This window comes from Geodermatophilus arenarius, from assembly GCF_042654585.1.
Classification (GTDB): Bacteria; Actinomycetota; Actinomycetes; order Mycobacteriales; family Geodermatophilaceae; genus Geodermatophilus; species Geodermatophilus arenarius.
The window spans coordinates 32,822-54,622 of sequence record NZ_JBHSGR010000028.1; the positions used below are offsets into that span (position 1 = coordinate 32,822).

Here is a 21,801-nt window from a genome sequence, read left to right on the forward strand (position 1 = left end):
CCTCGGTTCGGGTCAGGACAGGCGGCGGGCCCCCGCGGAGGGGACCACGACGTAGGAGCGGGGGGCGCCGGCGCGCCCGGCGACGGCGGCGGCGACGTCGTCGACGGCCGCGGCGTCGACGAGCGCGACCGCGCTCCCGCCGAAGCCGCCGCCGACCATGCGCGCGCCGTGCGCCCCGGCGGCCAGCGCCGTCTCGACGATCGCGTCGAGCTCGGGCACCGACACCTCGAAGTCGTCGCGCAGCGAGGCGTGCCCGGCGGTGAGCACCGCGCCGACCTCCCGCGGGTCGCCGCCGGCGCGCAGCAGGCCGACGACCTCCTCGACGCGGGCGTCCTCGGTGACCACGTGGCGGGCCCGGCGCAGCAGCAGCGCGCCGCGCTCCGTGCCGTCGTCCAGCGGTGCGAGCGCGTCGACGCCGGTCACCTCGCAGAGCAGGCCGACGCCGAGCCGCCGGGCGGCCTCCTCGCACTCGCGGCGCCGGTCGCCGTAGCCGCTGTCGGCGTGGCTGTGGGTGGTGCCCGAGTCGACGACCAGCAGCGCCAGGCCGGCCGCCTCCAGGTCGAGGGGGACCTGCTCGCTGCCGCGGTCGCGGGTGTCCAGGTGCAGCGCGTGCCCGGCGGTGCACAGCACCGACGCGGACTGGTCGAGGATCCCGGTGGGCGCGCCGACGAAGTCGTTCTCGGCCCGCCGGGCGACGTCGACCAGCTCGTCCGGGCCGAGGTCGAGGTCCAGCAGGTCGCGCAGGGCCACGGCGACGGCGCACTCCAGCGCCGCCGACGACGACAGCCCCGCGCCGGCCGGGACGTCGCCGTCGACCAGCAGGCTCAGGCCCCCGGGCACGGCCTCGCGCAGCTGGTGGACGACGCCGGCCGGGTAGCCGGCCCAGCCGCCGGGGGTGCCGGGCTCGAGCTCGGCGACCGCGACGTCGGCGTCGGCGCCGGGGTGCTGGGCGGAGACGAGGACCAGACGGCCGTCGTCGCGGCGGGCGACCGCGGCCCGGGTGGTGTGCGGCAGCGCGACCGGCAGCACGTGCCCGCCGTTGTAGTCGGTGTGCTCGCCGATCACGTTGACCCGCCCGGGCGCGGCCCAGACGCCCTCGGGCGCGGCGCCGAACCGCCCGGTGAACGCGGCGGCGGCGCGGGCCGCGGCCTCCTCGTCGGTGGGCAGCTCGCTCACGGGACCACCACGTTCCGCAGCTGCTCGGCGACGTCCTCGGGGTTGGTGTCGGTGATGAACGCGCCCATCCCCGACTCGGAGCCCGCCAGGTACTTGAGCTTGCCCGGCGCGCGGCGCAGCGAGAACAGCTGCAGGTGCAGCCACCAGTCCTCCCGGCCGGTGCGCACCGGCGCCTGGTTCCACGCGGCGATGTAGGGCATCGGGGTGTCCATGCGGTGCGCGAAGCGGCCCAGGACGTCGAGGTAGACCTCGGCCAGCGCGTCCCGCTGCGCGTCGTCGAGGGCGGGCAGGTCGGGCACCCGGCGGGTGGGGAACAGCTGCACCTCGTAGGGCCAGCGCGCCGCGGCCGGCACGAAGGCCACCCAGTGCTCGTTCGCCGCCACCACCCGGGGGCCGGTGCGCTCGGACTCCACGACCTCGGCGAACAGGTCCCCGCCGGTCTCCTCGCGGTGCCGGCGCACCGAGGCGAGCACCTTCTCCACCCGCGGGGTCACGAACGGGTAGGCGTAGATCTGCCCGTGGGGGTGGGACAGCGTCACCCCGATCTCCTCGCCGGAGTTCTCGAAGCAGAAGACCTGCTCGACGCCGTCGATGCCGCCGAGCTCCGCGGTGCGGTCGGCCCAGACGTCGACGACCAGCCGCGCGCGGTCGCGGCCCAGCCCGGCGAAGTGCTGGTCGTGGTCGCTGGTGAACAGCACCACCTCGCAGCGGCCGAACCCGGGCCGCAGCTCGGCCAGCGGGGCGCCGGGCGCGGTGGGCGGCACGTCGCGGTCGACGGCGGTGGACAGCGAGGGGAAGCGGTTCTCGAAGACGGCGACCTGGTAGTCGGCCTCGGGCACCTCGGTGGGCCGGCCGGGCCGCGACGGGCACAGCGGGCACTGGTCGGCCGGCGGCAGGAAGGTGCGCGTCTGCCGGTGGGCGGCGATCACCACCCACTCGCCGAGCAGCGCGTCCCGGCGCAGTTGCGAGTGGGTGCCGACGGGTGGCAGGTCGCGGGTGTCCTCGGCGACGCGGGCGGGCGTGCCGTCGGCGTCGAAGTAGACGATCTCGCGGCCGTCGGCCAGCCGTCGACTGGTCCGGATCACCGTGTCCGCCTCCGTTCCCGGCCCGGGATGGGGCCCTGGGAACGCTACGTCCGCTCACGATCATGGGCCACTCGGGGGGGGGTCCCGGAACGGCGCAGGGCCCCCGGCCGGGTGGCCGGGGGCCCTGCGTGCTGTAGCCCCGAAGGGATTCGAACCCTCGCTACCGCCGTGAGAGGGCGGCGTCCTGGACCGCTAGACGACGGGGCCGGACGGCGTCCATCCTGCCACGCCCCGCGCCGGCACCTCCGACCGGGTCCGCCCGGCGGGCCCCCCGGAACGGCGAGAGCCCCCGGTCGGTGACCGGGGGCTCTCGCTGCGCTGTAGCCCCGAAGGGATTCGAACCCTCGCTACCGCCGTGAGAGGGCGGCGTCCTGGGCCGCTAGACGACGGGGCCGTGCGGTGGTGCTGGTCGTGCTGGTGAGGAGGTGGTGCTTCCTCGCTGGGGTACCAGGACTCGAACCTAGACTAACGGAGCCAGAATCCGTCGGGCTGCCAATTACCCCATACCCCAAGGTTTGGCGGGCACCTCGCGGCGCCGGGGAAGACGATACCCGACGTTCCCGGAGGCCGTGTCACCACCCCCCGGTCCGCGGGTCGCCCGCCGGGACGCGCAGGTCCTGCGCCCCGGTCAGGGTCTCGAACCGCAGCCGGCGGCGGGAGGCCGCCACGACCGCGACGTAGGCGCCCATCGACACGAGCGTGACCAGCAGGTACAGCAGCCCGACGCCGGCCGGGACCTCCTCCGTGGCGACGTCCTCGCCGAGCGTCCCGGCCAGGAGGAACACCAGCACGTTGTTGACCGCGTGCAGCACGATCGCCGCCTCGAGGCCGCCGGTGAGGAAGACCACTGCCGAGGCGGCCAGCCCGAAGGCGAACCGGTCGAGGAAGGTGACGACGTCGCCCGGCGCGTGGGCCAGCGAGAACAGCGCGGCGGTGACCACCGCGGCCACCACCGCGCCGGCACGCGGGTCGCGGATCCAGCCGGCGATCGCCTGGCTGAGGTAGCCGCGGAAGACGTACTCCTCGGCCGCCGACTGCAGCGGTGTGGTGAGGACCACGACCAGCAGCAGCCAGCCCAGGTCGTCGACCGGCCCGGTGACCTCGCCGTCGTCGAGCAGGTAGCCGAGGGTGACCGAGAGCGCGATGCCGACGCCGAGGGTGGCCAGCGCGCGCAGCGTGAGCGGCGCGAACAGCCGCCAGCGCAGGCGGGCGAGCACCGACGACGACCACCCCGGCGACATGCCGTGGGCGGCGACCCAGGCCAGCCAGACGATGGGGATCGCCACGATCAGCGAGAGGTTGGTGAGCAGCAGCACGCCGGGGTCGACCAGGTCGAGCAGCTGCAGGTCCGGGGTGACGCCGGTGAGGAGCACGGCGAGGACCACGACGAACGCGGCGACCCCGTAGGCGACGGTGAACAGCAGCAGGCCCAGCAGCGGCCGCCACCAGCCCCAGTCCCGCGCGCGCATCGCGAGCAGGTAGGGCTGCGGCTCGTCGTGCGGCGGCGTCCCGGGCGGCGGCGCGAGCGCGACGCCGGGCGGGAACGGCGCCGGCGGGTGGGGGGCGTGCGGGTGGGGGGCGTGCGGGTGGGGGGCGTGCGGGAACGGCCCCGGCGGCGGGAACGCACCGTGCCCGGCCGGGCCGTGCGGGCCCGGCGGCAGGGGCACCGGCCCCAGCGGCCAGGGCACCGGCCCGGGCCCTCCTCCCCCGGCCGGCGCCCACGGGGCCGCCCCGCCGCCGTACGGCGTGCCCGGGACCTGGGGCGGCGCCCCGTACGGGCCGGTGGGCGGCGGGCCGGTGTAGGGCTCGTCCTCCGGGGCCGGCGGGCGGTCCGGGGGCGGCGGTCCCCAGGGCGGGACGGTCACCCCGCCGTGTCCCCCGTCGTCGCCCGGGCCGCCGCCAGCCGGGCCAGGGTGCGCTCGCGGCCGAGCAGCTCGATCGACTCGTAGAGCGGCGGGGAGACCGTGCGGCCGCTCACCGCCACCCGCACCGGCCCGAACGCCTGCCGCGGCTTGCGGCCCAGGCCCTCGACGAGTGCGGCCTTGAGCGCCTGCTCGATGCCGGCGGGGCTCCAGTCGGCCAGGTCGCGCAGCGCGTCGGCGGCCGCGTCGAGCACCGCGGCGTCGTCGGGCCGCAGGTTCTTGGCCGCCGCGGCCGGGTCGATGGCCACCTCCTCGGTGAAGAGGAACCCGAGCAGGCCGACGGCGTCGGAGAGGACGACCGTCCGCTCCTGCGCCATCGGGGCGATCGCGCGCAGCACCCGGTCCTGCTCGGCCGTCGGCGGGTCGGCGACCAGTCCGGCGCCGGCGAGGAAGGGCACCACGCGGGCCACGTACTCCTCCACCGGCAGCTCGCGGACGTGCGTGGCGTTGATCGCCTCGGCCTTCTTCACGTCGAAGCGGGCCGGGTTGGCGCTGACCCGGGTGACGTCGAAGGCCTCGACCATCTCGGCGGTGGAGAACACGTCGCGGTCCTCGGCGATCGACCAGCCGAGCAGCGCCAGGTAGTTGGCGAAGCCCTCGGGCAGGAAGCCGCGCTCGCGGTAGACGTCGACGTTGGACTGCGGGTCGCGCTTGGACAGCTTCCTGTTGCCCTCGCCGGTCACGTAGGGCAGGTGGCCGAAGCGCGGGGTGCCACTGGCCACGCCGACGTCCTGCAGCGCCGCGTAGAGGGCGAGCTGGCGGGGGGTCGAGGGCAGCAGGTCCTCGCCGCGCAGCACGTCGGTGATGCCCATCAGGGCGTCGTCGACGGGGTTGACGAAGGGGTACAGCGGCACGCCGTTGCCGCGCACGAGGACGAAGTCGGGCACCGAGCCGGCGGCGAAGCGGACCTCACCGCGGACCAGGTCGGTCCACACCAGGTCCTCGTCGGGCATCCGCAGCCGCAGCACCGGGTCGCGGCCCTCGGCGCGGAAGGCGGCCTTCTGCGCGTCGGTGAGGAAGCGGTCGGCGTTGTCGTAGCCGAGCTTGGGGTCCTGTCCCGCGGCCAGCCGCCGCGCCTCGACCTCCTCGTTGGTGGAGAAGGACTCGTAGGCGTGCCCGGCCGCGAGCAGCTTCGCCGCGACCTCGCGGTAGACCTCGTGCCGCTCCGACTGCCGGTAGGGGCCGTGGGGGCCGCCGACCTCGGGGCCCTCGTCCCAGTCCAGGCCCAGCCAGCGCAGGCAGTCCAGCAGGTGCCGGTAGGACTCCTCGGAGTCGCGGGCGGCGTCGGTGTCCTCGATGCGGAAGACGAACGTGCCGCCGGTGTGCCGGGCGTGCGCCCAGTTGAACAGCGCGGTGCGCAGCAGGCCGACGTGCACCATGCCGGTCGGCGACGGGCAGAACCGGGTGCGCACGGTGCTCGCCGGGGTGCTCGCCGGGGTGCTCGCCGGGGTGCTCATCGTGCGCCGCCCGCGGTGGAGGCGGTGTCGGCGCCGCTGACGGCGTTGGTCAGCGTGCCCAGGCCCTCGATCGAGCACTCGACCCGCTGGCCGGGCCGGATCGGCCCGACCCCGGCCGGGGTGCCGGTGAGGACGACGTCGCCGGGCAGCAGCGTCATCACCTGCGAGATGTAGCTGACCAGGGTGGGCACGTCGAACAGCAGCTGGCTGGTGCGCCCGGCCTGCCGCGGCTCGCCGTCGACGGTGCAGGTGATCTCCAGGTCGGCCGGGTCCTTGCCCAGGCCGCGCAGGTCGGTCTCGATCCACGGGCCGAGCGGGCAGAACGAGTCGAAGCCCTTGGCGCGGGTCCACTGCCCGTCGGCCTTCTGCATGTCCCGCTCGGTGACGTCGTTGCCGATCGTGTAGCCGAAGACGCTGCCCGGGACCTGCTCGGGCGTCAGGTTGCGCGCGCCGCGGGCGCCGATGACGACGGCGAGCTCGACCTCGTGGTGCACGTTGGTGCTGCCGGCCGGGATGCGGATGGCGTCGCCGGGGCCAATGACCGACGTCGAGGGCTTGAGGAACAGCAGCGGCCGCTCCGGGGCGTCGCCGGTGTTCATCTCCTTGACGTGGTCGGCGTAGTTCTTGCCGACGCAGACCACCTTGCTCGGCAGGATCGGCGACAGCAGCCGGACGTCGGCCTGCGCGTGGCGCTGGCCGGTGAAGGAGATGGTCCCGAACGGGTGGCCCTCGATCTGGGCGACCTGGCCGTCGCCGTCGAGGACTCCGAAGGACATGCCCGAGGGCGAGGCGAAGCGGACGATGCGCACGACGTCGAGGCTACTGACCCCGCGCCCACCCGCCGCCCGCCCTACGGTGACCGGGTGGCCTGCCGTCTGAGCGAGATCGTCGTCGACAGCCGGGACCCCGAGGCGCTCGCCGCCTGGTGGGCCGGGGTGCTCGGCTACCGGGTGCTCGGCCGCGACGACGACGGGGCGGTCGAGATCGGGCCGGAGGCCGGTTTCGGCGGCGGCGCCCCCACGCTGGTGTTCGCGCCGGTGCCCGACCCGGCGCCTGGCAAGCCCCGGCTGCACCTCGACGTCAACCCCACCGACCGTGACCAGGACGCCGAGCTGCAGCGGCTGCTCGACCTCGGGGCCACGCGCGCCGACGTCGGGCAGAGCGGCGGGGAGTCCTGGCACGTGCTCGCCGACCCGGAGGGCAACCCGTTCTGCCTGCTGCGCCGCCGTCTCGACCCGCTGTGACCCCGAGGAGAGTCCCGTGATCCTGATCGTCATCAAGTTCCCCGTCCGGCCGGACAAGATCGAGGAGTTCCGCGCGCACGCGGACGAGTACGCCGCCGCGGTCAACGCCGAGGAGGGCAGCCTCTTCTTCGAGTGGTCGCGCAGCGTGCTGGACCCGAACACCTTCGTCTGCATCGAGGGCTTCCGGGACTCCGAGGCCGGCGCCTCGCACGTGGCCACCCCGCACGCGAAGGCCGCCTTCGACTGGATGTCGGACCTCGTGGCCGAGCAGCCGCAGATCATCTACATCGACGAGCCGTCGGTGTCCGGCTTCGGCCCGATGGGCGAGGTGAAGCCCCGGCACTGACGCCCGACGGCGGACCGGTCGCGGGGCCGGAGGCCCCTGGCCGGGACGGCGTGGCGTGGCGTGGCGTGGCTCAGCGGAACGGGGGACGGCCTCCGGCCGCGGTGTCGGCCGGAGGCCGGCGACGGTGTTGACCCCGGCGCGGCGGCGGCGCGACAGTGAGCGGGTGACCCGCGCGCTCGCGGTGCTGACCCTGCTGGCGCTGCTCACCGTCGCGGTCGAGGCCACCGACGACCCGCACCCGCTGCTCGCCGTCGCCCTCGGGACGACGTACGCGGCTCACAGCCTGGTGACGTTCCCGTGGCTGGCCCGGCAGCCGGCCCCGCGCCGGTACTGGCTGACGGCCGGGCACGTCTGCCTGCAGCTGCCGCTCGGGGTCCTGCTGTTCGGCGCGGCGCACGCCGGCGTCGGGGCGACCCTCCTGCTGCTGGTGCTGGTGGCCCAGTGCGTGCTGCTGCTCCCCCTGCCCGCCGCCGCTGCGGTGACGCTGGTCGTGCCGCTGGTGCACCTCGGGATGGGGTGGGCCGACTTCGCCCGCAACGCGCTCGGGCTGCTCGGCGCCGCGGTGTTCACCGCCGTCGTGACCGCGCTGCTGCAGCAGGCGCAGCGGGCGCGGGCGGAGCTCGCCGAGGCCAACGAGCTGCTGCGCGGGTACGCCGCCCAGGCCGGGGAGCTCGCCACGACGCGGGAGCGCAACCGGCTGGCCCGCGACATCCACGACGGCCTCGGCCACCACCTGACCGTCGTCCAGATGCAGGTGCAGGCCGCCCGCGCGGTGCTGCCGACCGATCCGGCGCGCGCCGACGAGGTGCTCGCCAAGGCCCAGTCGCAGGCGAGCGAGGCGCTGGCGGAGGTGCGCCGGTCGGTGGCGACGCTGCGGGCGCCGGTGTCCCGCCCGCCCCTGCGCGTGGCGCTGGAGACGCTGACCGGCGAGGCCGCGGCCGCGGGGCTGCCGGCCACGCTCGAGGTCAGCGGGCCCGAGCGACCGCTGCCGGAGGAGACCGAGGAGTCGCTGTTCCGGTCGGCGCAGGAGGGGCTGACCAACGTGCGCAAGCACGCCGGCGCGACCTGCGCGCGGGTGACGCTGGTCTACGGCGGGGACGGCACCGTGCGGCTGGCGGTCCGCGACGACGGCCGCGGCATCCCCGACACCCCCGGGGACCGGCCCACCTTCGGCCTGCTCGGGGTGCGCGAGCGCGCCGCCCGGGTGGGCGGCCGGGTCACCGTGGGGCCGTGCGGCGGAGCAGGCACCGAGCTGCTGGTCGAGGTGCCCGGGTGAGCGCCGTCCGCGTGCTCGTCGTCGACGACCAGGCCCTGTTCCGGGAGGCGCTGGTCACCCTGCTCGGCGCGCGGCCGGAGGTCGAGGTCGTCGGCGAGGCCGGGGACGGGCACGAGGCGCTGGAGCGGGCGGCGGCCGTGCGTCCCGACGTCGTCCTCATGGACCTGCACATGCCGGTGCTGGACGGGATCGGCGCGACCCGCCGGCTGCGGGTGGAGCAGCCGCACGTCCGGGTGCTGGCGCTGACCACCTTCGACGACGACGAGGACGTCTTCGCCGCGCTCCGCGCCGGCGCGCTGGGCTACCTCCTCAAGGACGTCTCCTCCGACCGCCTGGTCGAGGCGGTGCTGTCGGCCGCCCGCGGCGAGTCGGTGCTGCAGCCATCGGTCGCGGCCAAGGTGGTCGCCCGCTTCACGCAGCTCGACGACGCCCCGCGACCGCGGCCCCAGCCGCTGGTCGTGCCGCTGTCCGACCGCGAGCTCGACGTCCTCCGGCTGCTGGCCGAGGGCCGCAGCAACCGGGAGATCGCGCGGACGCTGTACCTGGCGGAGGGCACGGTCAAGAACCACGTCACCAGCGTGCTGGGCAAGCTCGGCGCCCGGGACCGCACGCAGGCGGCACTGCGCGCCCGCGCGCTCGACCTGGTCTGAGGCCGGTCACGCCGGACCGTGACCGGCGGCCGTGACCTCCGGCACGTGGCGGGGACGGCGCCGCGCCCGACCCTCTCCGGCATGACGACGCAGACCCCTCCCGGGCAGACCCCCACGCGCACCCGGCACACCTGGCACCTGGTCCGCCACTACCTGGAGATGGTCGTGGCGATGGTCGCCGGCATGGTGGTCCTCGGCCCGGTCGGGACCTGGCTCTGGCCGGGGCTCGACGACCGCGCCGACGTCCACGCGATCGTGATGGCGACCGAGATGGCGATCGGGATGGCCGCCTGGATGCGCTTCCGCAGGCACTCGTGGCCGGCGATCGCGGAGATGTCCGCGGCCATGTACGCGCCGTTCGCCGTCCTGCTGGTGCCGTACTGGACCGGGACCGTCTCAGCGCCGGCCCTGTTCACCGCCGGGCACGTGCTGATGCTCCCGGCGATGGCGCTGGCGATGTGGTGGCGCCTCGACGAGTACCACTGACCTCGTCGGCCCACCGGCCGACACCGCGACCAGGTGCCGTCCCGGCCTGCGCTGAGCCCACCCCCCGCGGCCTAACGGTGGCGGACGGCGTAGGTCAGCGCGTCGACCAGCGCGTGCCAGGAGGCCTCGACGATGTTGTCGTGGACGCCGACGGTGGTCCACTCCCCCACGCCGTCGGTGGTGTCGACGAGCACCCGGGTGGTCGCGCTGGTGCCGCCCTTCCAGCCGAGGATGCGGACCTTGTAGTCGGCCAGCGAGACGTCGGCCAGCCGCGGGTACCGGCTGACCAGCGCCTGGCGCAGCGCGTTGTCCAGCGCGTTGACCGGGCCGTTGCCCTCGCCGGTGCTGATGATCCGCTCGCCGTCGACGTGGACCTTCACCGTCGCCTCGCTCATGACGACGCCGTTGGCCCAGTGCTCGACCGTCGTCCGGTAGCTCTCCAGCTCGAACAGCGGGGCGGGGGCGCCGGGCAGCTGGGAGCGCAGCAGCAGCTCGAAGGAGGCGTCGGCGGCCTCGAACGACCAGCCCTCGGCCTCGAGCACCTTGACCTGGTCCACCACCCGGCCGACGGCGTCGGCGTGCCCCTCGAGGTCGACGCCGAGCTCGCGGCCCTTGAGCTCCACCGAGGCGCGGCCGGCCATCTCGGTGACCAGGATGCGCATGTCGTTGCCGACGACGGCCGGGTCGAGGTGGTTGTAGAGCTCCGGGCTGACCTTGATCGCGCTGGCGTGCAGGCCGGCCTTGTGGGCGAACGCCGAGGCGCCGACGAAGGGCTGGTGGTCGTCGGGGGCGATGTTGGCCAGCTCGGCGATCGCGTGGCTGACCCGCTGCAGCTCGGCCAGGCACTCCGGGGGCACGACCGGCAGGCCCATCTTCGTGACCAGGTTGGCCACCAGCGCGAAGGTGTCGGCGTTGCCGGCCCGCTCGCCGTAGCCGTTGGCGGTGCCCTGCACGTGGGTCACCCCCGCCTCGACGGCGGCCAGCGAGTTGGCGACGGCGCACCCGGTGTCGTCCTGGCAGTGGATGCCCAGCCGGCCCTCCACCCGCGACCGGACGTCGGCGACCACCCGGGCCACGCCCATCGGCAGCATCCCGCCGTTGGTGTCGCACAGGACGCCGACCTCCGCGCCCGCGCCGAACGCGGCCCGCAGCACCGCCACGCCGTAGTCGGGGTCGGCGGCGTAGCCGTCGAAGAAGTGCTCGCAGTCGAGGAACACCCGGCGGCCGTGGGAGACGAGGTGGGCGACGGTGTCGGCGACCATCGCGAGGTTCTCCTCGAGCGTGGTCCGCAGCGCCTCCCGCACGTGCCGGACGTCGGACTTGGCGACCAAGCAGACCACCGGCGTCTCGGCGTCGAGCAGCGCGCGCACCTGCGGGTCGTCCTCCACCCGGACGCCGGCCTTGCGCGTGGCGCCGAACGCGACCAGGACCGCGTGCCGCAGCTTGAGCTCGCTGCGGGCGCGGGCGAAGAACTCGGTGTCCTTGGGCAGCGCCCCCGGCCAGCCGCCCTCGATGTAGCCGACGCCGATCTCGTCGAGCAGCCTCGCTGTGGCGAGCTTGTCGGCGACGGAGAAGCTGATCCCCTCGCGCTGGGCGCCGTCGCGCAGCGTGGTGTCGAAGACGTGGAAGTCGGTGCTGACGGCGGTCGGGCTGTCGGTGGCCACGGGTGCTCCCGGGGGGTCGACGGCGATCAGGCCCCTGACACGAGAAAGACCCCCCGGGTACGGAGGGTCTGCGCGCGGTCGGGGGTGCTGACCGCGCGCTAGGCGATGATGATCGTGCCGGACAGGTGCATCGCCGCGGAGTCTAACGCCGCCGACCGCACGCGGCGGTGCCCGGCCTCACCGTGCGGGGCGGGGCCGGGCACCGCACGGCGAGGTCGGTGCCGGTCCAGCAGCCGGTCCAGCAGCCGGTTCAGCCGCCGGCGAGGGCGGCCAGGCGGTCGCCGACCTCGGCGGTGCGGACCTGCGCCTGCGGGTCGCGGGTCGACAGGTCGAAGGCCACGGCGGCGTTCACCTTGCGGGCGAGGTCGGCGGAGCCGAGGTGCTCGAGCAGCAGGCCGACCGACAGCACGGTCGCCGTCGGGTCGGCGATGCCCTTGCCCGCGATGTCCGGCGCCGAGCCGTGCACCGGCTCGAACATGCTCGGGTTGGTGCCCGAGGCGTCGAGGTTGCCGCTGGCGGCCAGGCCGATGCCGCCGGTGACCGCCGCGGCGACGTCGGTGACGATGTCGCCGAAGAGGTTGTCGGTGACGATGACGTCGTAGCGGCCGGGGTCGGTGATGAAGAACATCGAGGCCGCGTCCACGTGCTGGTAGGCCACGGTGACCTCGGGGAACTCCGCCGACACCTCCTCCACCGTCCGCGACCACAGCGACCCGGCGTGGGTGAGCACGTTGGTCTTGTGGATCAGCGTGAGGTGCCGGCGCGGCCGCGCGGTCGCCCGCTCGAAGGCGTAGCGGACCACCCGCTCGACGCCGAAGGCGGTGTTCAGGCTGACCTCGGTGGCCACCTCGTGCGGGGTGTCGCGGCGCAGCACGCCGCCGTTGCCGACGTAGGGACCCTCGGTGCCCTCGCGCACGCAGAGCATGTCGATGGTGCCGGGGTCGGCCAGCGGGCTGCGGACGCCGTCGTAGAGCCTGGCCGGGCGCAGGTTGACGTGGTGGTCGAGCTCGAAGCGCAGCCGCAGCAGCAGCCCGCGCTCGAGGATGCCCGGCGGCACGCCCGGGTCGCCGATCGCGCCGAGCAGGATCGCGTCGTGCCCGCGCAGCTCCTCGAGCACGGAGTCCGGCAGCAGCTCGCCGGTCCGCTGCCAGCGGGCGGCGCCGAGGTCGTAGGGCGTCGTCTCCAGGTCGGGGGCGACGGCGCCCAGGACCTTGAGGCCCTCGGCCACCACCTCGGGACCGATGCCGTCCCCTGCGATCACAGCCAGGCGCATGACGACGACCCTAGGTCAGCGCGGGTCGAGGTCCGCGGAGCGGGCCTCGCGCGCCCCGATCCGGCCGGCGATGCCGGCGAGCAGGTCGGGGGCCACCGGGCTGTCGACGACGACCGCCATGAGCGCCTCGCCGCCGCGGGTGGTGCGGCTGACCTGCGCCCCGGCGATGTTGATCCCGGCCTCGCCCAGCGCCGCGCCGACGGTGCCGACGACGCCGGGCCGGTCGGTGTAGACGAAGAACAGCAGGTGGCCGGACAGGTCGAGGTCCATGTCGAAGCCGTCGACCTCGACCAGCTTGGGCACCTGGTTCTTGCCGAACAGCGTGCCGGAGACGCAGACCTCGCGGCCGTCGGCCATCGCGCCGCGCACCCGGACGAGGTTGCGGTAGTCGGGGCTGTCGAGGTCGCTGGTGAGGGTCACGTCCAGGCCGCGCAGCTGGGCCAGCAGCGGCGCGTTGACGTAGGTGACCTGCTCCTCGACGACGTCGGCGAAGACGCCCTTGAGCACGGCCAGCTGCAGCACCGAGTCGTCGAACTCGGCGAGCTTGCCGCGGACCTCGACGGTGACCGACTGGGCCAGCCCCCCGGCGACGGCGGTGAAGACCGTGCCCAGCCGCTCGGCCAGCGGCAGCCCGGGCCGCACGTCCTCGGCGACGACGCCGCCGGCCTGCACGTTGACCGCGTCCGGCACGAACTCGCCCTGGAGCGCCAGCCGCACCGAGTGCGCGACGGCGGTGCCGGCCTTGTCCTGCGCCTCCGCCGTCGAGGCGCCCAGGTGCGGGGTGACGACGGTGTTGGGCAGCGCGAACAGCGGGCTGTCGGTGGTGGGCTCGGTCGCGAAGACGTCGATGCCGGCGGCGCCGACCTGGCCCGAGCGCAGCGCGTCGGCGAGCGCGGCCTCGTCGACCAGCCCGCCGCGGGCGGCGTTGACGATGATCACGCCGCGCTTGGTGGTGGCCAGTTCGGCGGCGCCGATGAGCCCCAGCGTCTCCGGCGTCTTGGGCAGGTGGATCGTGATGAAGTCCGCCTCGCGGAGCAGCTCCTCCAGCGACACCATCCGGACGCCGAGCTGCGCGGCGCGGCCGGGTTGGATGTAGGGGTCGTACGCGATGAGGGTGGTGCCGAAGGCGGCCAGCCGCTGCGCGACGAGCTGGCCGATGCGGCCCAGGCCCACGACGCCGACGACCTTGTCGGTGACCTCGACGCCCATGAACTTCGAGCGCTGCCAGGCGCCCCGGCGCAGCGACGCGTCGGCCGCCGGGATCTGCCGGGCGGCGGCCAGCAGCAGGGCGACGGCGTGCTCGGCGGCGCTGACGATGTTCGACGTCGGGGCGTTCACCACCATGACGCCGCGCTCGGTGGCGGCGCTGACGTCGACGTTGTCCAGGCCGATCCCGGCCCGCGCGACGACCTTGAGGTTCGGCGCGGCGGCGAGGGCCTCGGCGTCGATCCGCGTGGCGCTGCGGATCATGACCGCGGCGGCGTCGGCCAGCGCCGGGAGCAGGGCGGACCGGTCGGCGCCGTCGACGTGGCGGATCTCGACGTCGTCGCCGAGCACCCCCAGCACGCTCGGGGCCAGCTCCTCGGCGATCAGGACGACGGGCGCGCTCGCGGTCACGGGTCCACAGCCTAGGGAGGCGGGTGTCCGGGCGGGGTCCCGCGTCCGGGCCGCCCGTGATCACCGGGCGGTGACGGTACGCACCAGCCGCCACGACACCCCCGCCGCGGAGGGAGGGCCGCTTGCCCTGCCGGGTGGCCCCCCCGCACGCTGGGCGCGACGCGCCGGGACGAGCCGGCGCCTCCGGAGGAGACCATGACCGACTTCAGCAAGGACAGCGGCGGGGCCTCGGCCTCCGGCCAGGGCCAGCCCCAGGACCCCTCGTACGGCCAGCAGTACGGGCAGCAGGGCCAGGGCCAGCAGGACTACGGCCAGCAGGACTACGGCCAGCAGTACGGGCAACCGGGCTACGGGCAGACCCAGCCGTACGGCCAGCAGGGCTACGGCCAGCAGGGCTACGGCCAGCAGGGCTACGGCCAGCAGTACGGCCAGCAGGACTACGGCCAGACCCAGCCCTACGGGCAGCAGTACGGCCAGTACGGGCAGCCGGCGCCCTACGGCCAGCAGTACGGCCAGTACGGCCAGGACGGCGTCCCGGCCAAGCCCGGCGGCGTCGTCACCGCGGCCGTCCTCGGCTTCGTGCTGGGGGCGATCGGCGTCCTGATCAGCCTGCTGCTGGTCTTCGCCGGCGCGGTGGCCAGCAGTGCCGGCGACGAGCTGGACAGCGAGATCCCCGGCTTCGGGTCGGTCGCCGGCGCGGTCGGCGGCGTGATCCTGGTCTTCGGCCTGGTCGCGCTCGTCTGGACCGTCGTCATGATCTGGGGCTCGGTGTGGGCGCTCACCGGGCGCAGCCGCGTGATGCTCCTGGTCGGCGGCTCCATCGCCCTGGCCTTCACCCTGTTCGGCCTGATCGGCAACCTCGCCGACGCCGACACCGCCGGTGCCGGAGGGATCGTCACCAGCCTGCTGTTCTTCCTGGCGGCGCTGGCGATCGTCGTGCTGCTGTCCATGAAGCCGGCCGCGGCCTTCTTCGCGGCACACCGCGCCCGCCGCGGTCGTTGAGTCCGTCCGTGGGGGGACGTCGCGTCGGCGGACCCCCGCGGACGCCAGCGAGCCCCTACACTCCGCCGCCGACCGCCGACAGGGCGGAGCCACCTCCAGGAGGAACCCGAGCATGACCAGCCCCAGCTTCGACAAGAACACGCCGCCGGGGGGTCAGCCCGGGTACGGTGCGCCCGGCGCCCAGCCCTACGGCCAGCAGCCCTACGGCCAGCAGCCCTACGGCGCCCAGCCCTACGGCCAGCAGCCCTACGGCGCCCAGCCCTACGGCCAGCAGCCGCACGGCGACCCGGCCCCCTACGGCGGCGGCTTCGGCGGCCCCTCCCCGTACGGCGGCGGCCCGGCCGGGCAGCGTCCCGGGCAGGTCACCGCAGCCGCGGTGATCGGCGTCGTCATCGGCGGCCTGGGCTCGCTGTTCGGCCTGCTCGCCGTCCTGGGGATCGGCGTGCTGTTCGCGCTCAGCCCGCTGCTCGGGATCATCACCCTGCTGGCGGTCGCCACGGCCGTCGTCGTGCTGGTCGGCGGCATCCAGGTGCTCACCGGCAAGTCGCCGCGGCTGCTGCTCCTCGGCAGCTACGCCTCGATCGGCATCCAGCTGCTGACGCTGGTCATCTCGCTGGCCGTCGGCGGCGGCTTCGAGTTCTCGGCGCTGCTCGGCTTCGTGCTGCCGGGCCTGATCGTCTTCTTCCTGCAGCAGCCGCAGTCCAAGCAGTACTTCGCCTCGCGCGGCCTGGCGTACTGACCTCCTCCGCACACGCAACGGCCCCCGCTGCCGGCAGGCAGCGGGGGCCGTTCGCGTCGCGGGACGCTACGAGCGGGCGGCGGTGCCGGTGTAGTCGTCGGAGGCCGACACCCAACTCATCAGGCCGCGGAGCCTGCGGCCGGTCTCCTCGATCGGGTGTGCCTCGGCCTCGGCGCGGCGGCGCTTGAAGTCCGGCGCCCCGGCGTCCTGGTCGGCGATGAAGGCCGCGGCCCACGAGCCGTCCTTGATCGCGGCGAGGACCTCCTTCATCGACTCCTTGACGCGGGCGTCGATGATCTTCGGGCCGGAGGTGTAGTCGCCGTACTCGGCGGTGTCGGACACCGACCAGCGCTGCTTGGCGATGCCGCCCTCGTACATGAGGTCGACGATCAGCTTGAGCTCGTGCAGGCACTCGAAGTAGGCGACCTCGGGCTGGTAGCCGGCCTCGGTGAGGGTCTCGAACCCGGCGGTGATCAGCGCGCTGGCGCCGCCGCAGAGGACGGCCTGCTCGCCGAACAGGTCGGTCTCGGTCTCCTCGGCGAACGTCGTCCTGATGACGCCGGCGCGGGCGCCGCCGATGGCCTTGGCGTAGGACAGCGCCAGCTGCAGGGCCTGCCCGCTCGCGTCCTGCTCGACGGCGACCAGGCAGGGCACGCCCTTGCCGTTCTCGAACTCGCGGCGGACGAGGTGGCCGGGGCCCTTGGGGGCGACCATCGCGACGTCGACGCCGGCCGGGGGCTTGATGTAGCCGAACCGGATGTTGAAGCCGTGGCCGAAGAACAGCGCGTCGCCGTCCTGGAGGTTCGGCTCGATCGACTCGCTGTACAGCGTCCGCTGCACGTGGTCCGGCGCGAGGATCATGATCAGGTCGGCCTCGGCGGCCGCCTCGGCCGGCGTGACGACCCGCAGGCCCTCGGCCTCGGCCTTGGCCCGGCTCTTGGAGCCCTCGGGCAGGCCGACGCGGACGTCCACCCCCGAGTCCCGCAGCGACAGGGCGTGCGCGTGGCCCTGGCTGCCGTAGCCGATGACGGCGACGGTGCGCCCCTGGATGATCGACAGGTCGGCGTCGTCGTCGTAGAAGATCTCGGCCATGCGGTGCGTGCTCCTTCGGTTGTTCTCGTGCGGGGGGTGCGGGGGCTAGGCGCTGCGGTCGACCGGGCGCAAGGTACCGGCGCCGCTCATCGCGCGCGGACCCCGGCCGAGGGCCACCGTGCCCGACTGCGCCATCTCCTTGATCCCGAGCGGGGCGAGGACGGCGAGCAGGGCCTGCAGCTTGTCCGGGGTGCCGGTGGCCTCGAGGGTCACGGTGTCGGTGTTGACGTCGACGACGCGGGCGCGGAAGAGCTCGGCGGTCTGCAGCACCGTCGTGCGCTCGGCCATCGGCGCCCGCACCTTGACCAGCAGCAGCTCGCGCTGGACCGCGGCGCCGCCGTCCAGTTCGACGATCTTGATGACCTCGACGAGCTTGTTGAGCTGCTTGGTCACCTGCTCCAGCGGCGCGGACTCGGCGTCGACGACGATCGTCATCCGCGACAGGTCGGGGTTCTCGGTCGGCCCGACGGCCAGCGACTCGATGTTGAACGCGCGCCGGCTGAACAGCGCCGAGACGCGGGCCAGCACACCGGCCTTGTTCTCGACCAGGACCGACAGGGTGTGGCGGGTCATCTGTGAAGAACCTGCTTCCGATTCGTCGTTCGGCCCCGTTCCAGGGGCCCGCCGCGGGCGTGCGAGTGGTGGGGAGGAACGGGGTCCTCCGTCAGACCTGGTCGTCGCCGAAGACCGGGCGCAGGCCGCGCGCGGCGAGGATGTCGTCGTTGCTCGCGCCCGCGGCGACCATCGGCCACACCTGGGCGTCGTGGCCGACGACGAAGTCGATGACCACCGGCGCGTCGTTGATCGCCATGGCCTTCTCGATCACGGCGTCGACGTCGTCCTTGGACTCGCAGCGCAGGCCGACGCAGCCCATCGCCTCGGCCAGCATCACGAAGTCGGGGATGCGCACCGGCTTGGGCCGGCCCTCGTCGTCCACCGGGTGCAGCTTGGTGTTGGAGTAGCGGCCCTCGTAGAAGAGGGTCTGCCACTGCCGGACCATGCCGAGGTTGCCGTTGTTGATGATCGCGATCTTGACCGGGATGCCCTCGATGGCGCAGGTGGCCAGCTCCTGGTTGGTCATCTGGAAGCAGCCGTCGCCGTCGATGGCCCAGACCGTGGTCTCCGGGCGGCCGTACTTGGCGCCCATGGCCGCGGGCACGGCGTAGCCCATCGTCCCGGCGCCGCCGCTGTTGAGCCACGTGCCCGGCTTCTCGTACCGGATGAACTGCGCGGCCCACATCTGGTGCTGGCCCACGCCGGAGGCGTAGATCGCGTCCGGGCCGGCGATCGTGCCGAGCCGCTCGATGACGTACTGCGGCGACAGCGAGCCGTCCTCGGGCCAGTCGTAGCCCAGCGGGTAGCGCGCCCGCCAGTCGTCGAGCTGGGCCCACCAGGCGGCGAGGTCGGGCGTGCGGCCGGCGGCGTGCTCGGCGCGCAGCGCGGTCACGAGCTCCGCGATGGTCTCCTTCGCGTCGCCCACGATCGGCACGTCGGCCCGGCGGTTCTTGCCGATCTCGGCGGGGTCGATGTCGGCGTGGACCACCAGCGCGCCGGGCGCGAAGGAGGACAGCTGGCCGGTCACCCGGTCGTCGAAGCGGGCGCCGAGGGCGACGAGGACGTCGGCCTTCTGCAGCGCGGTGACCGCGGCGACGGTGCCGTGCATGCCGGGCATGCCCAGGTGCTGCGGCGAGCTGTCGGGGAACGCGCCGCGGGCCATGAGGGTGGTGACGACCGGCGCCCCGGTGAGCTCGGCGAGCTCCGCCAGCTCCTCGGTGGCGCGGGCCTTGAGCACCCCGCCGCCGACGTAGAGGACCGGCCGGCGGGCACCGGCGATCAGCGCGGCGGCCTCGCGGACCTGCTTGCCGTGCGGGCGGGTGGTCGGCTTGTAGCCGGGCAGGTCCAGCCGCGGCGGCCAGGAGAAGTCGGTGGTCGCCTGCAGCACGTCCTTGGGGATGTCGACGAGGACCGGGCCGGGGCGGCCGGTGGCGGCCAGGTGGAACGCCTCCGCGATCCGCTGCGGGATCTCCGCCGGGTCGGTGACCAGGAAGTTGTGCTTGGTGATCGGCATCGTGATGCCGCGGATGTCCGCCTCCTGGAAGGCGTCGGTCCCGATCGCGCCGCTGGGCACCTGGCCGGTGATCGCGACGATCGGCACCGAGTCCATGTAGGCGTCGGCCAGCGGGGTGACCAGGTTGGTCGCGCCCGGGCCGGAGGTGGCCATGCAGACGCCGACCCGGCCGGTGGCCTGCGCGTACCCGGTGGCCGCGTGCCCGGCGCCCTGCTCGTGCCGGACGAGGACGTGCCGCACGCGCGAGTCGAACAGCGGGTCGTAGGCGGGCAGGATCGCGCCGCCCGGGATGCCGAAGACGACGTCGACGCCCACGGCCTCGAGCGAGCGGACCAGGCTCTGCGCGCCGGTGATGCCGGTCGCGGGCTCGGCGGCGGACTCGGCGATCGAGCGGACCGTCGTCTCGACACCGGTGAGGGCCTCGGCGGCCTCTCGGGTGGCGGACTCGCTCGGGGTGCTGGTCATGCGGGGCGTCTCCTGTGCCGGACGGGCGGGACGGGCGTGCGGTTCCGGGTGTCTGCTCGGTGTCGCCCGGGTGCGGGGAGGCTCCCGGCTGTCCGCCGGGCCGGCCCCGCCCCGGGCCTCGTGCCAACAAAAAACCCCTCGTGCCGTGGGCACAGAGGGGCGTAGCGCGTCGGTCGGGCGACCGGCGCGCTAGGCGACTACGAGGAGCAGGCGGGCGGAGGTCACGCGGACACTGTGCGCCTCGACCGCCGCGACGTCAACCAGGCTGTCCCACACAGTGGACTCGTGTCGTCCGTCTCATGGGACGGCGACGGGGACCGGGCCGTCCAGCGGGGCGGGGTCGAAGGCGTCGACCAGCGCCGGCAGCGCGGGGCCGGGGACCGGCCGGCCGATCAGCCAGCCCTGCAGGAACCGGCAGCCGAGCGCGGTGAGGACGGCCATCTGCTCGCGGGTCTCCACGCCCTCGGCGACGACGTCCATGCCGAGCGTGCGGCCGAGGTCGACGACGCTGCCGACCAGCGCCGCGCCGCGCGGGTCGGTGTCGATGCCGGACACGAAGCCGCGGTCCATCTTCAGCACCTGCACGGGCAGCCGGGCGAGGTAGGCCAGCGACGAGTAGCCCTTGCCGAAGTCGTCGAGGGAGACGATGCAGCCCAGCGCGGACAGCTCGGCGAGCTCGGCCAGCAGCCGCTCGTCGTCGTCCATGAGGACGCTCTCGGTGACCTCGACCATCAGCAGGTGCGTGGGCAGGCCCGAGCGCTGCAGGGCACGGGTGACGTCCTCGACCAGGCAGCGGGCCTGCAGGTGGCGCACGGAGATGTTGACGCCGAGCTTGAGGTCGCGGCCCTGCTCGACGAGGCGGGCGTGCTCGGCGGTCGCCGTCTGCAGCACCCACCGCTGCAGCGGCACGATCAGCCCGTCCTCCTCGGCCAGGCCGATGAACTCCTCCGGCGGCACGGGGCCGAGCACCGGGTGGTCCCAGCGCACGAGGGCCTCGACGCCCAGGACGCGGCGCTCCGCCACGCCGGCGACGGGCTGGTAGACCACCCGCAGCTGGCCCCGCTCGATGGCGGCGGGCAGGTCGCGGGCCAGCCGGCTGCGGCGGGCGGACTCCTCCACCAGCGCCTCCCCCGAGGCCCGGACGCCGTTCTTGCCCTGTGCCTTGACCGTGCGAAGCGCGAGGTCGGCCTCCCGCACGGTCGCCGAGGCGTCGGCGCCGGCGACCACCTCGGTGACGCCGACGCTGGCCGAGGTGCGCAGCACCGGGCCGGCGCCCTCCGGGTCGCCGGGGGCGGCGTAGCGCTGGGTGCGGTCCAGCCGCGCGACCAGCCGCTCGGCCAGGGCCAGCGCCTCGTCGGGACCGGCGTCGACGACGAGGGCGAACTCGTCGCCGCCGAGGCGGGCGACCAGGTCCCCGGCGCGGGCCTCGGCGCGCAGCGAGTCGGCCACCTCGCACAGCAGCCGGTCCCCCGCGTCGTGCCCGGCGACGTCGTTGACCGCCTTGAAGCCGTCGAGGTCGAGCAGCAGCACGCAGGAGCGCCGGCCGCGGGAGGCCTGGGTCAGGGCGCCGTCGAGGGCGGCCATGAAGCGGGCGCGGTTGGGCAGCCCGGTGAGCGAGTCGGTGTAGGCCAGCCGCTCGAGCTCGCGCTGCCCGGCGCGGCGCTCGGTGACGTCGCGCAGGTGCAGCACCAGCCCGTCGCCGGACCGGCGGCCCGCCGCGGGGGCGGCGCCGGACACCTCGACGTCGCGCCAGGTGCCGTCGGCGGCGCGCAGCCGGCCGGCCGCGGGCAGGCCGTCGGGCGTGCCGTCGCGCAGGGCGGCGGAGACGCGGTCGAGCAGGTCCCGGTCCCCCGGGTGCAGCAGGCCGGGCAGCACCCGGCCGATCAGGTCCTCCTCCGCGACGCCGAGCCGCTCGGCGACCGGGCCGGTCGCGGAGGTGACCCGGCCGGAGCCGTCGAGGACCAGCGTGACGGCGTCGCCGCTGTGCACCAGCGCGCGGAACCAGCCCTCGGTCCGCTCCAGGCGGCGGGTCAGGGCGGCGGCGTCCCGGGCCCAGTACAGCGTCCGCGCCGAGGTGAGGAGCACGAGCACGAAGGTCGCCGCGGCCTCGGCGGCGGGCAGCGGGCGGCCGGCGACGGTGCCGCCGGCGACCGCGAGCAGCGCGGCGGTGGCCGCGCCGTGGGCGAGCACGCCCCCGCGCAGGGGCAGCGTGCGGCGGACGGCGTCGGCGACGGCGGGG

Annotated in this window: 19 protein-coding genes and 3 tRNA genes; 7 read left to right on the top strand and 15 right to left on the bottom strand. The window is 74.8% G+C overall.

Annotated elements, in window-relative coordinates:
• Window positions 1–12 precede the first annotated feature (12 nt).
• From galK to ACFO3M_RS20485, 8 genes are all read right to left on the bottom strand, one after another.
• Window positions 13–1,176, bottom strand: a complete 1,164-nt coding sequence (gene galK, locus ACFO3M_RS20450) for a galactokinase (RefSeq protein ID WP_387993308.1) — start codon at window positions 1,174–1,176, stop codon at window positions 13–15.
• The gene (gene galT, locus ACFO3M_RS20455; protein WP_387993311.1) at window positions 1,173–2,261 is read right to left on the bottom strand and encodes a galactose-1-phosphate uridylyltransferase; all 1,089 of its coding nucleotides are present in this window, start codon (window positions 2,259–2,261) and stop codon (window positions 1,173–1,175) included. The genes galK and galT overlap by 4 nt, the downstream gene beginning before the upstream one ends.
• Window positions 2,262–2,395: 134 nt before the next feature.
• Window positions 2,396–2,468 (bottom strand) — tRNA-Glu (locus ACFO3M_RS20460).
• 114 nt (window positions 2,469–2,582) lie between these two features.
• Window positions 2,583–2,655: transfer RNA gene (locus tag ACFO3M_RS20465), tRNA-Glu, on the bottom strand.
• A 45-nt stretch (window positions 2,656–2,700) separates the two neighbouring features.
• Window positions 2,701–2,772: transfer RNA gene (locus tag ACFO3M_RS20470), tRNA-Gln, on the bottom strand.
• Window positions 2,773–2,833: 61 nt separating this feature from the next.
• The gene (locus ACFO3M_RS20475; RefSeq protein WP_387993314.1) at window positions 2,834–3,949 is read right to left on the bottom strand and encodes a CPBP family intramembrane glutamic endopeptidase; all 1,116 of its coding nucleotides are present in this window, start codon (window positions 3,947–3,949) and stop codon (window positions 2,834–2,836) included.
• A 173-nt stretch (window positions 3,950–4,122) separates the two neighbouring features.
• Window positions 4,123–5,640, bottom strand: coding sequence for a glutamate--tRNA ligase (gene gltX / locus ACFO3M_RS20480; RefSeq protein WP_387993317.1), 1,518 nt, complete (start codon window positions 5,638–5,640; stop codon window positions 4,123–4,125).
• On the bottom strand, window positions 5,637–6,449 hold the full coding sequence (locus ACFO3M_RS20485; RefSeq protein WP_387993320.1) for a fumarylacetoacetate hydrolase family protein: 813 nt from the start codon (window positions 6,447–6,449) through the stop codon (window positions 5,637–5,639). The genes gltX and ACFO3M_RS20485 overlap by 4 nt, the downstream gene beginning before the upstream one ends.
• A gap of 54 nt (window positions 6,450–6,503) precedes the next feature.
• Here ACFO3M_RS20485 and ACFO3M_RS20490 point away from each other — a divergent pair, with 54 nt between their 5' ends.
• The 5 genes from ACFO3M_RS20490 to ACFO3M_RS20510 all read left to right on the top strand — a co-directional run bounded on the left by ACFO3M_RS20490 (window position 6,504) and on the right by ACFO3M_RS20510 (window position 9,642).
• Window positions 6,504–6,884 (top strand): VOC family protein, encoded by a 381-nt coding sequence (locus ACFO3M_RS20490; RefSeq protein WP_387993323.1) that lies wholly within the window; start codon window positions 6,504–6,506, stop codon window positions 6,882–6,884.
• Window positions 6,885–6,900: 16 nt separating this feature from the next.
• On the top strand, window positions 6,901–7,230 hold the full coding sequence (locus ACFO3M_RS20495; RefSeq protein ID WP_387993326.1) for a putative quinol monooxygenase: 330 nt from the start codon (window positions 6,901–6,903) through the stop codon (window positions 7,228–7,230).
• Window positions 7,231–7,393: 163 nt separating this feature from the next.
• A complete protein-coding gene (locus tag ACFO3M_RS20500) occupies window positions 7,394–8,506 on the top strand; it encodes a sensor histidine kinase (RefSeq protein WP_387993329.1) in 1,113 nt (370 codons plus the stop codon).
• Window positions 8,503–9,156, top strand: a complete 654-nt coding sequence (locus tag ACFO3M_RS20505) for a response regulator (RefSeq protein WP_387993332.1) — start codon at window positions 8,503–8,505, stop codon at window positions 9,154–9,156. Before ACFO3M_RS20500 ends, ACFO3M_RS20505 begins: the two co-directional genes overlap by 4 nt.
• Before the next feature lie 81 nt (window positions 9,157–9,237).
• Entirely contained in the window at window positions 9,238–9,642 is a 405-nt protein-coding gene (locus ACFO3M_RS20510; protein ID WP_387993334.1) for a hypothetical protein, read from the top strand.
• A 71-nt stretch (window positions 9,643–9,713) separates the two neighbouring features.
• On the opposite strand, the gene cimA is transcribed toward ACFO3M_RS20510, so the two are convergent.
• The 3 genes from cimA to serA all read right to left on the bottom strand — a co-directional run bounded on the left by cimA (window position 9,714) and on the right by serA (window position 14,196).
• Window positions 9,714–11,306 (bottom strand): citramalate synthase, encoded by a 1,593-nt coding sequence (gene cimA, locus ACFO3M_RS20515; RefSeq protein WP_387993337.1) that lies wholly within the window; start codon window positions 11,304–11,306, stop codon window positions 9,714–9,716.
• 250 nt (window positions 11,307–11,556) lie between these two features.
• On the bottom strand, window positions 11,557–12,579 hold the full coding sequence (locus ACFO3M_RS20520; protein WP_387993340.1) for a 3-isopropylmalate dehydrogenase: 1,023 nt from the start codon (window positions 12,577–12,579) through the stop codon (window positions 11,557–11,559).
• Window positions 12,580–12,594: 15 nt separating this feature from the next.
• Window positions 12,595–14,196 carry a phosphoglycerate dehydrogenase gene (gene serA, locus ACFO3M_RS20525; protein WP_387993343.1) on the bottom strand — a complete coding sequence of 534 codons (1,602 nt, stop codon included), beginning with the start codon at window positions 14,194–14,196 and terminating at the stop codon, window positions 12,595–12,597.
• Between the two features lie 195 nt (window positions 14,197–14,391).
• Between serA and ACFO3M_RS20530 the strand changes: the two genes are divergently transcribed.
• On the top strand, window positions 14,392–15,198 hold the full coding sequence (locus tag ACFO3M_RS20530) for a hypothetical protein (protein WP_387993346.1): 807 nt from the start codon (window positions 14,392–14,394) through the stop codon (window positions 15,196–15,198).
• A 112-nt stretch (window positions 15,199–15,310) separates the two neighbouring features.
• Window positions 15,311–15,937, top strand: coding sequence for a hypothetical protein (locus ACFO3M_RS20535; RefSeq protein WP_387993349.1), 627 nt, complete (start codon window positions 15,311–15,313; stop codon window positions 15,935–15,937).
• Between the two features lie 66 nt (window positions 15,938–16,003).
• Here ACFO3M_RS20535 and ilvC read toward each other — a convergent pair whose 3' ends face one another.
• The 4 genes from ilvC to ACFO3M_RS20555 all read right to left on the bottom strand — a co-directional run.
• The gene (gene ilvC, locus ACFO3M_RS20540; RefSeq protein ID WP_387993352.1) at window positions 16,004–17,029 is read right to left on the bottom strand and encodes a ketol-acid reductoisomerase; all 1,026 of its coding nucleotides are present in this window, start codon (window positions 17,027–17,029) and stop codon (window positions 16,004–16,006) included.
• A 45-nt stretch (window positions 17,030–17,074) separates the two neighbouring features.
• Window positions 17,075–17,602: an acetolactate synthase small subunit gene (gene ilvN / locus ACFO3M_RS20545; protein ID WP_387993355.1), complete on the bottom strand. Its 528-nt coding sequence runs from the start codon at window positions 17,600–17,602 to the stop codon at window positions 17,075–17,077.
• Window positions 17,603–17,693: 91 nt separating this feature from the next.
• Window positions 17,694–19,562, bottom strand: a complete 1,869-nt coding sequence (locus ACFO3M_RS20550) for an acetolactate synthase large subunit (RefSeq protein WP_387993358.1) — start codon at window positions 19,560–19,562, stop codon at window positions 17,694–17,696.
• 297 nt (window positions 19,563–19,859) lie between these two features.
• On the bottom strand, window positions 19,860–21,801 hold a 1,942-nt coding region (locus tag ACFO3M_RS20555), incomplete at its 5' end, for a putative bifunctional diguanylate cyclase/phosphodiesterase (protein ID WP_387993361.1).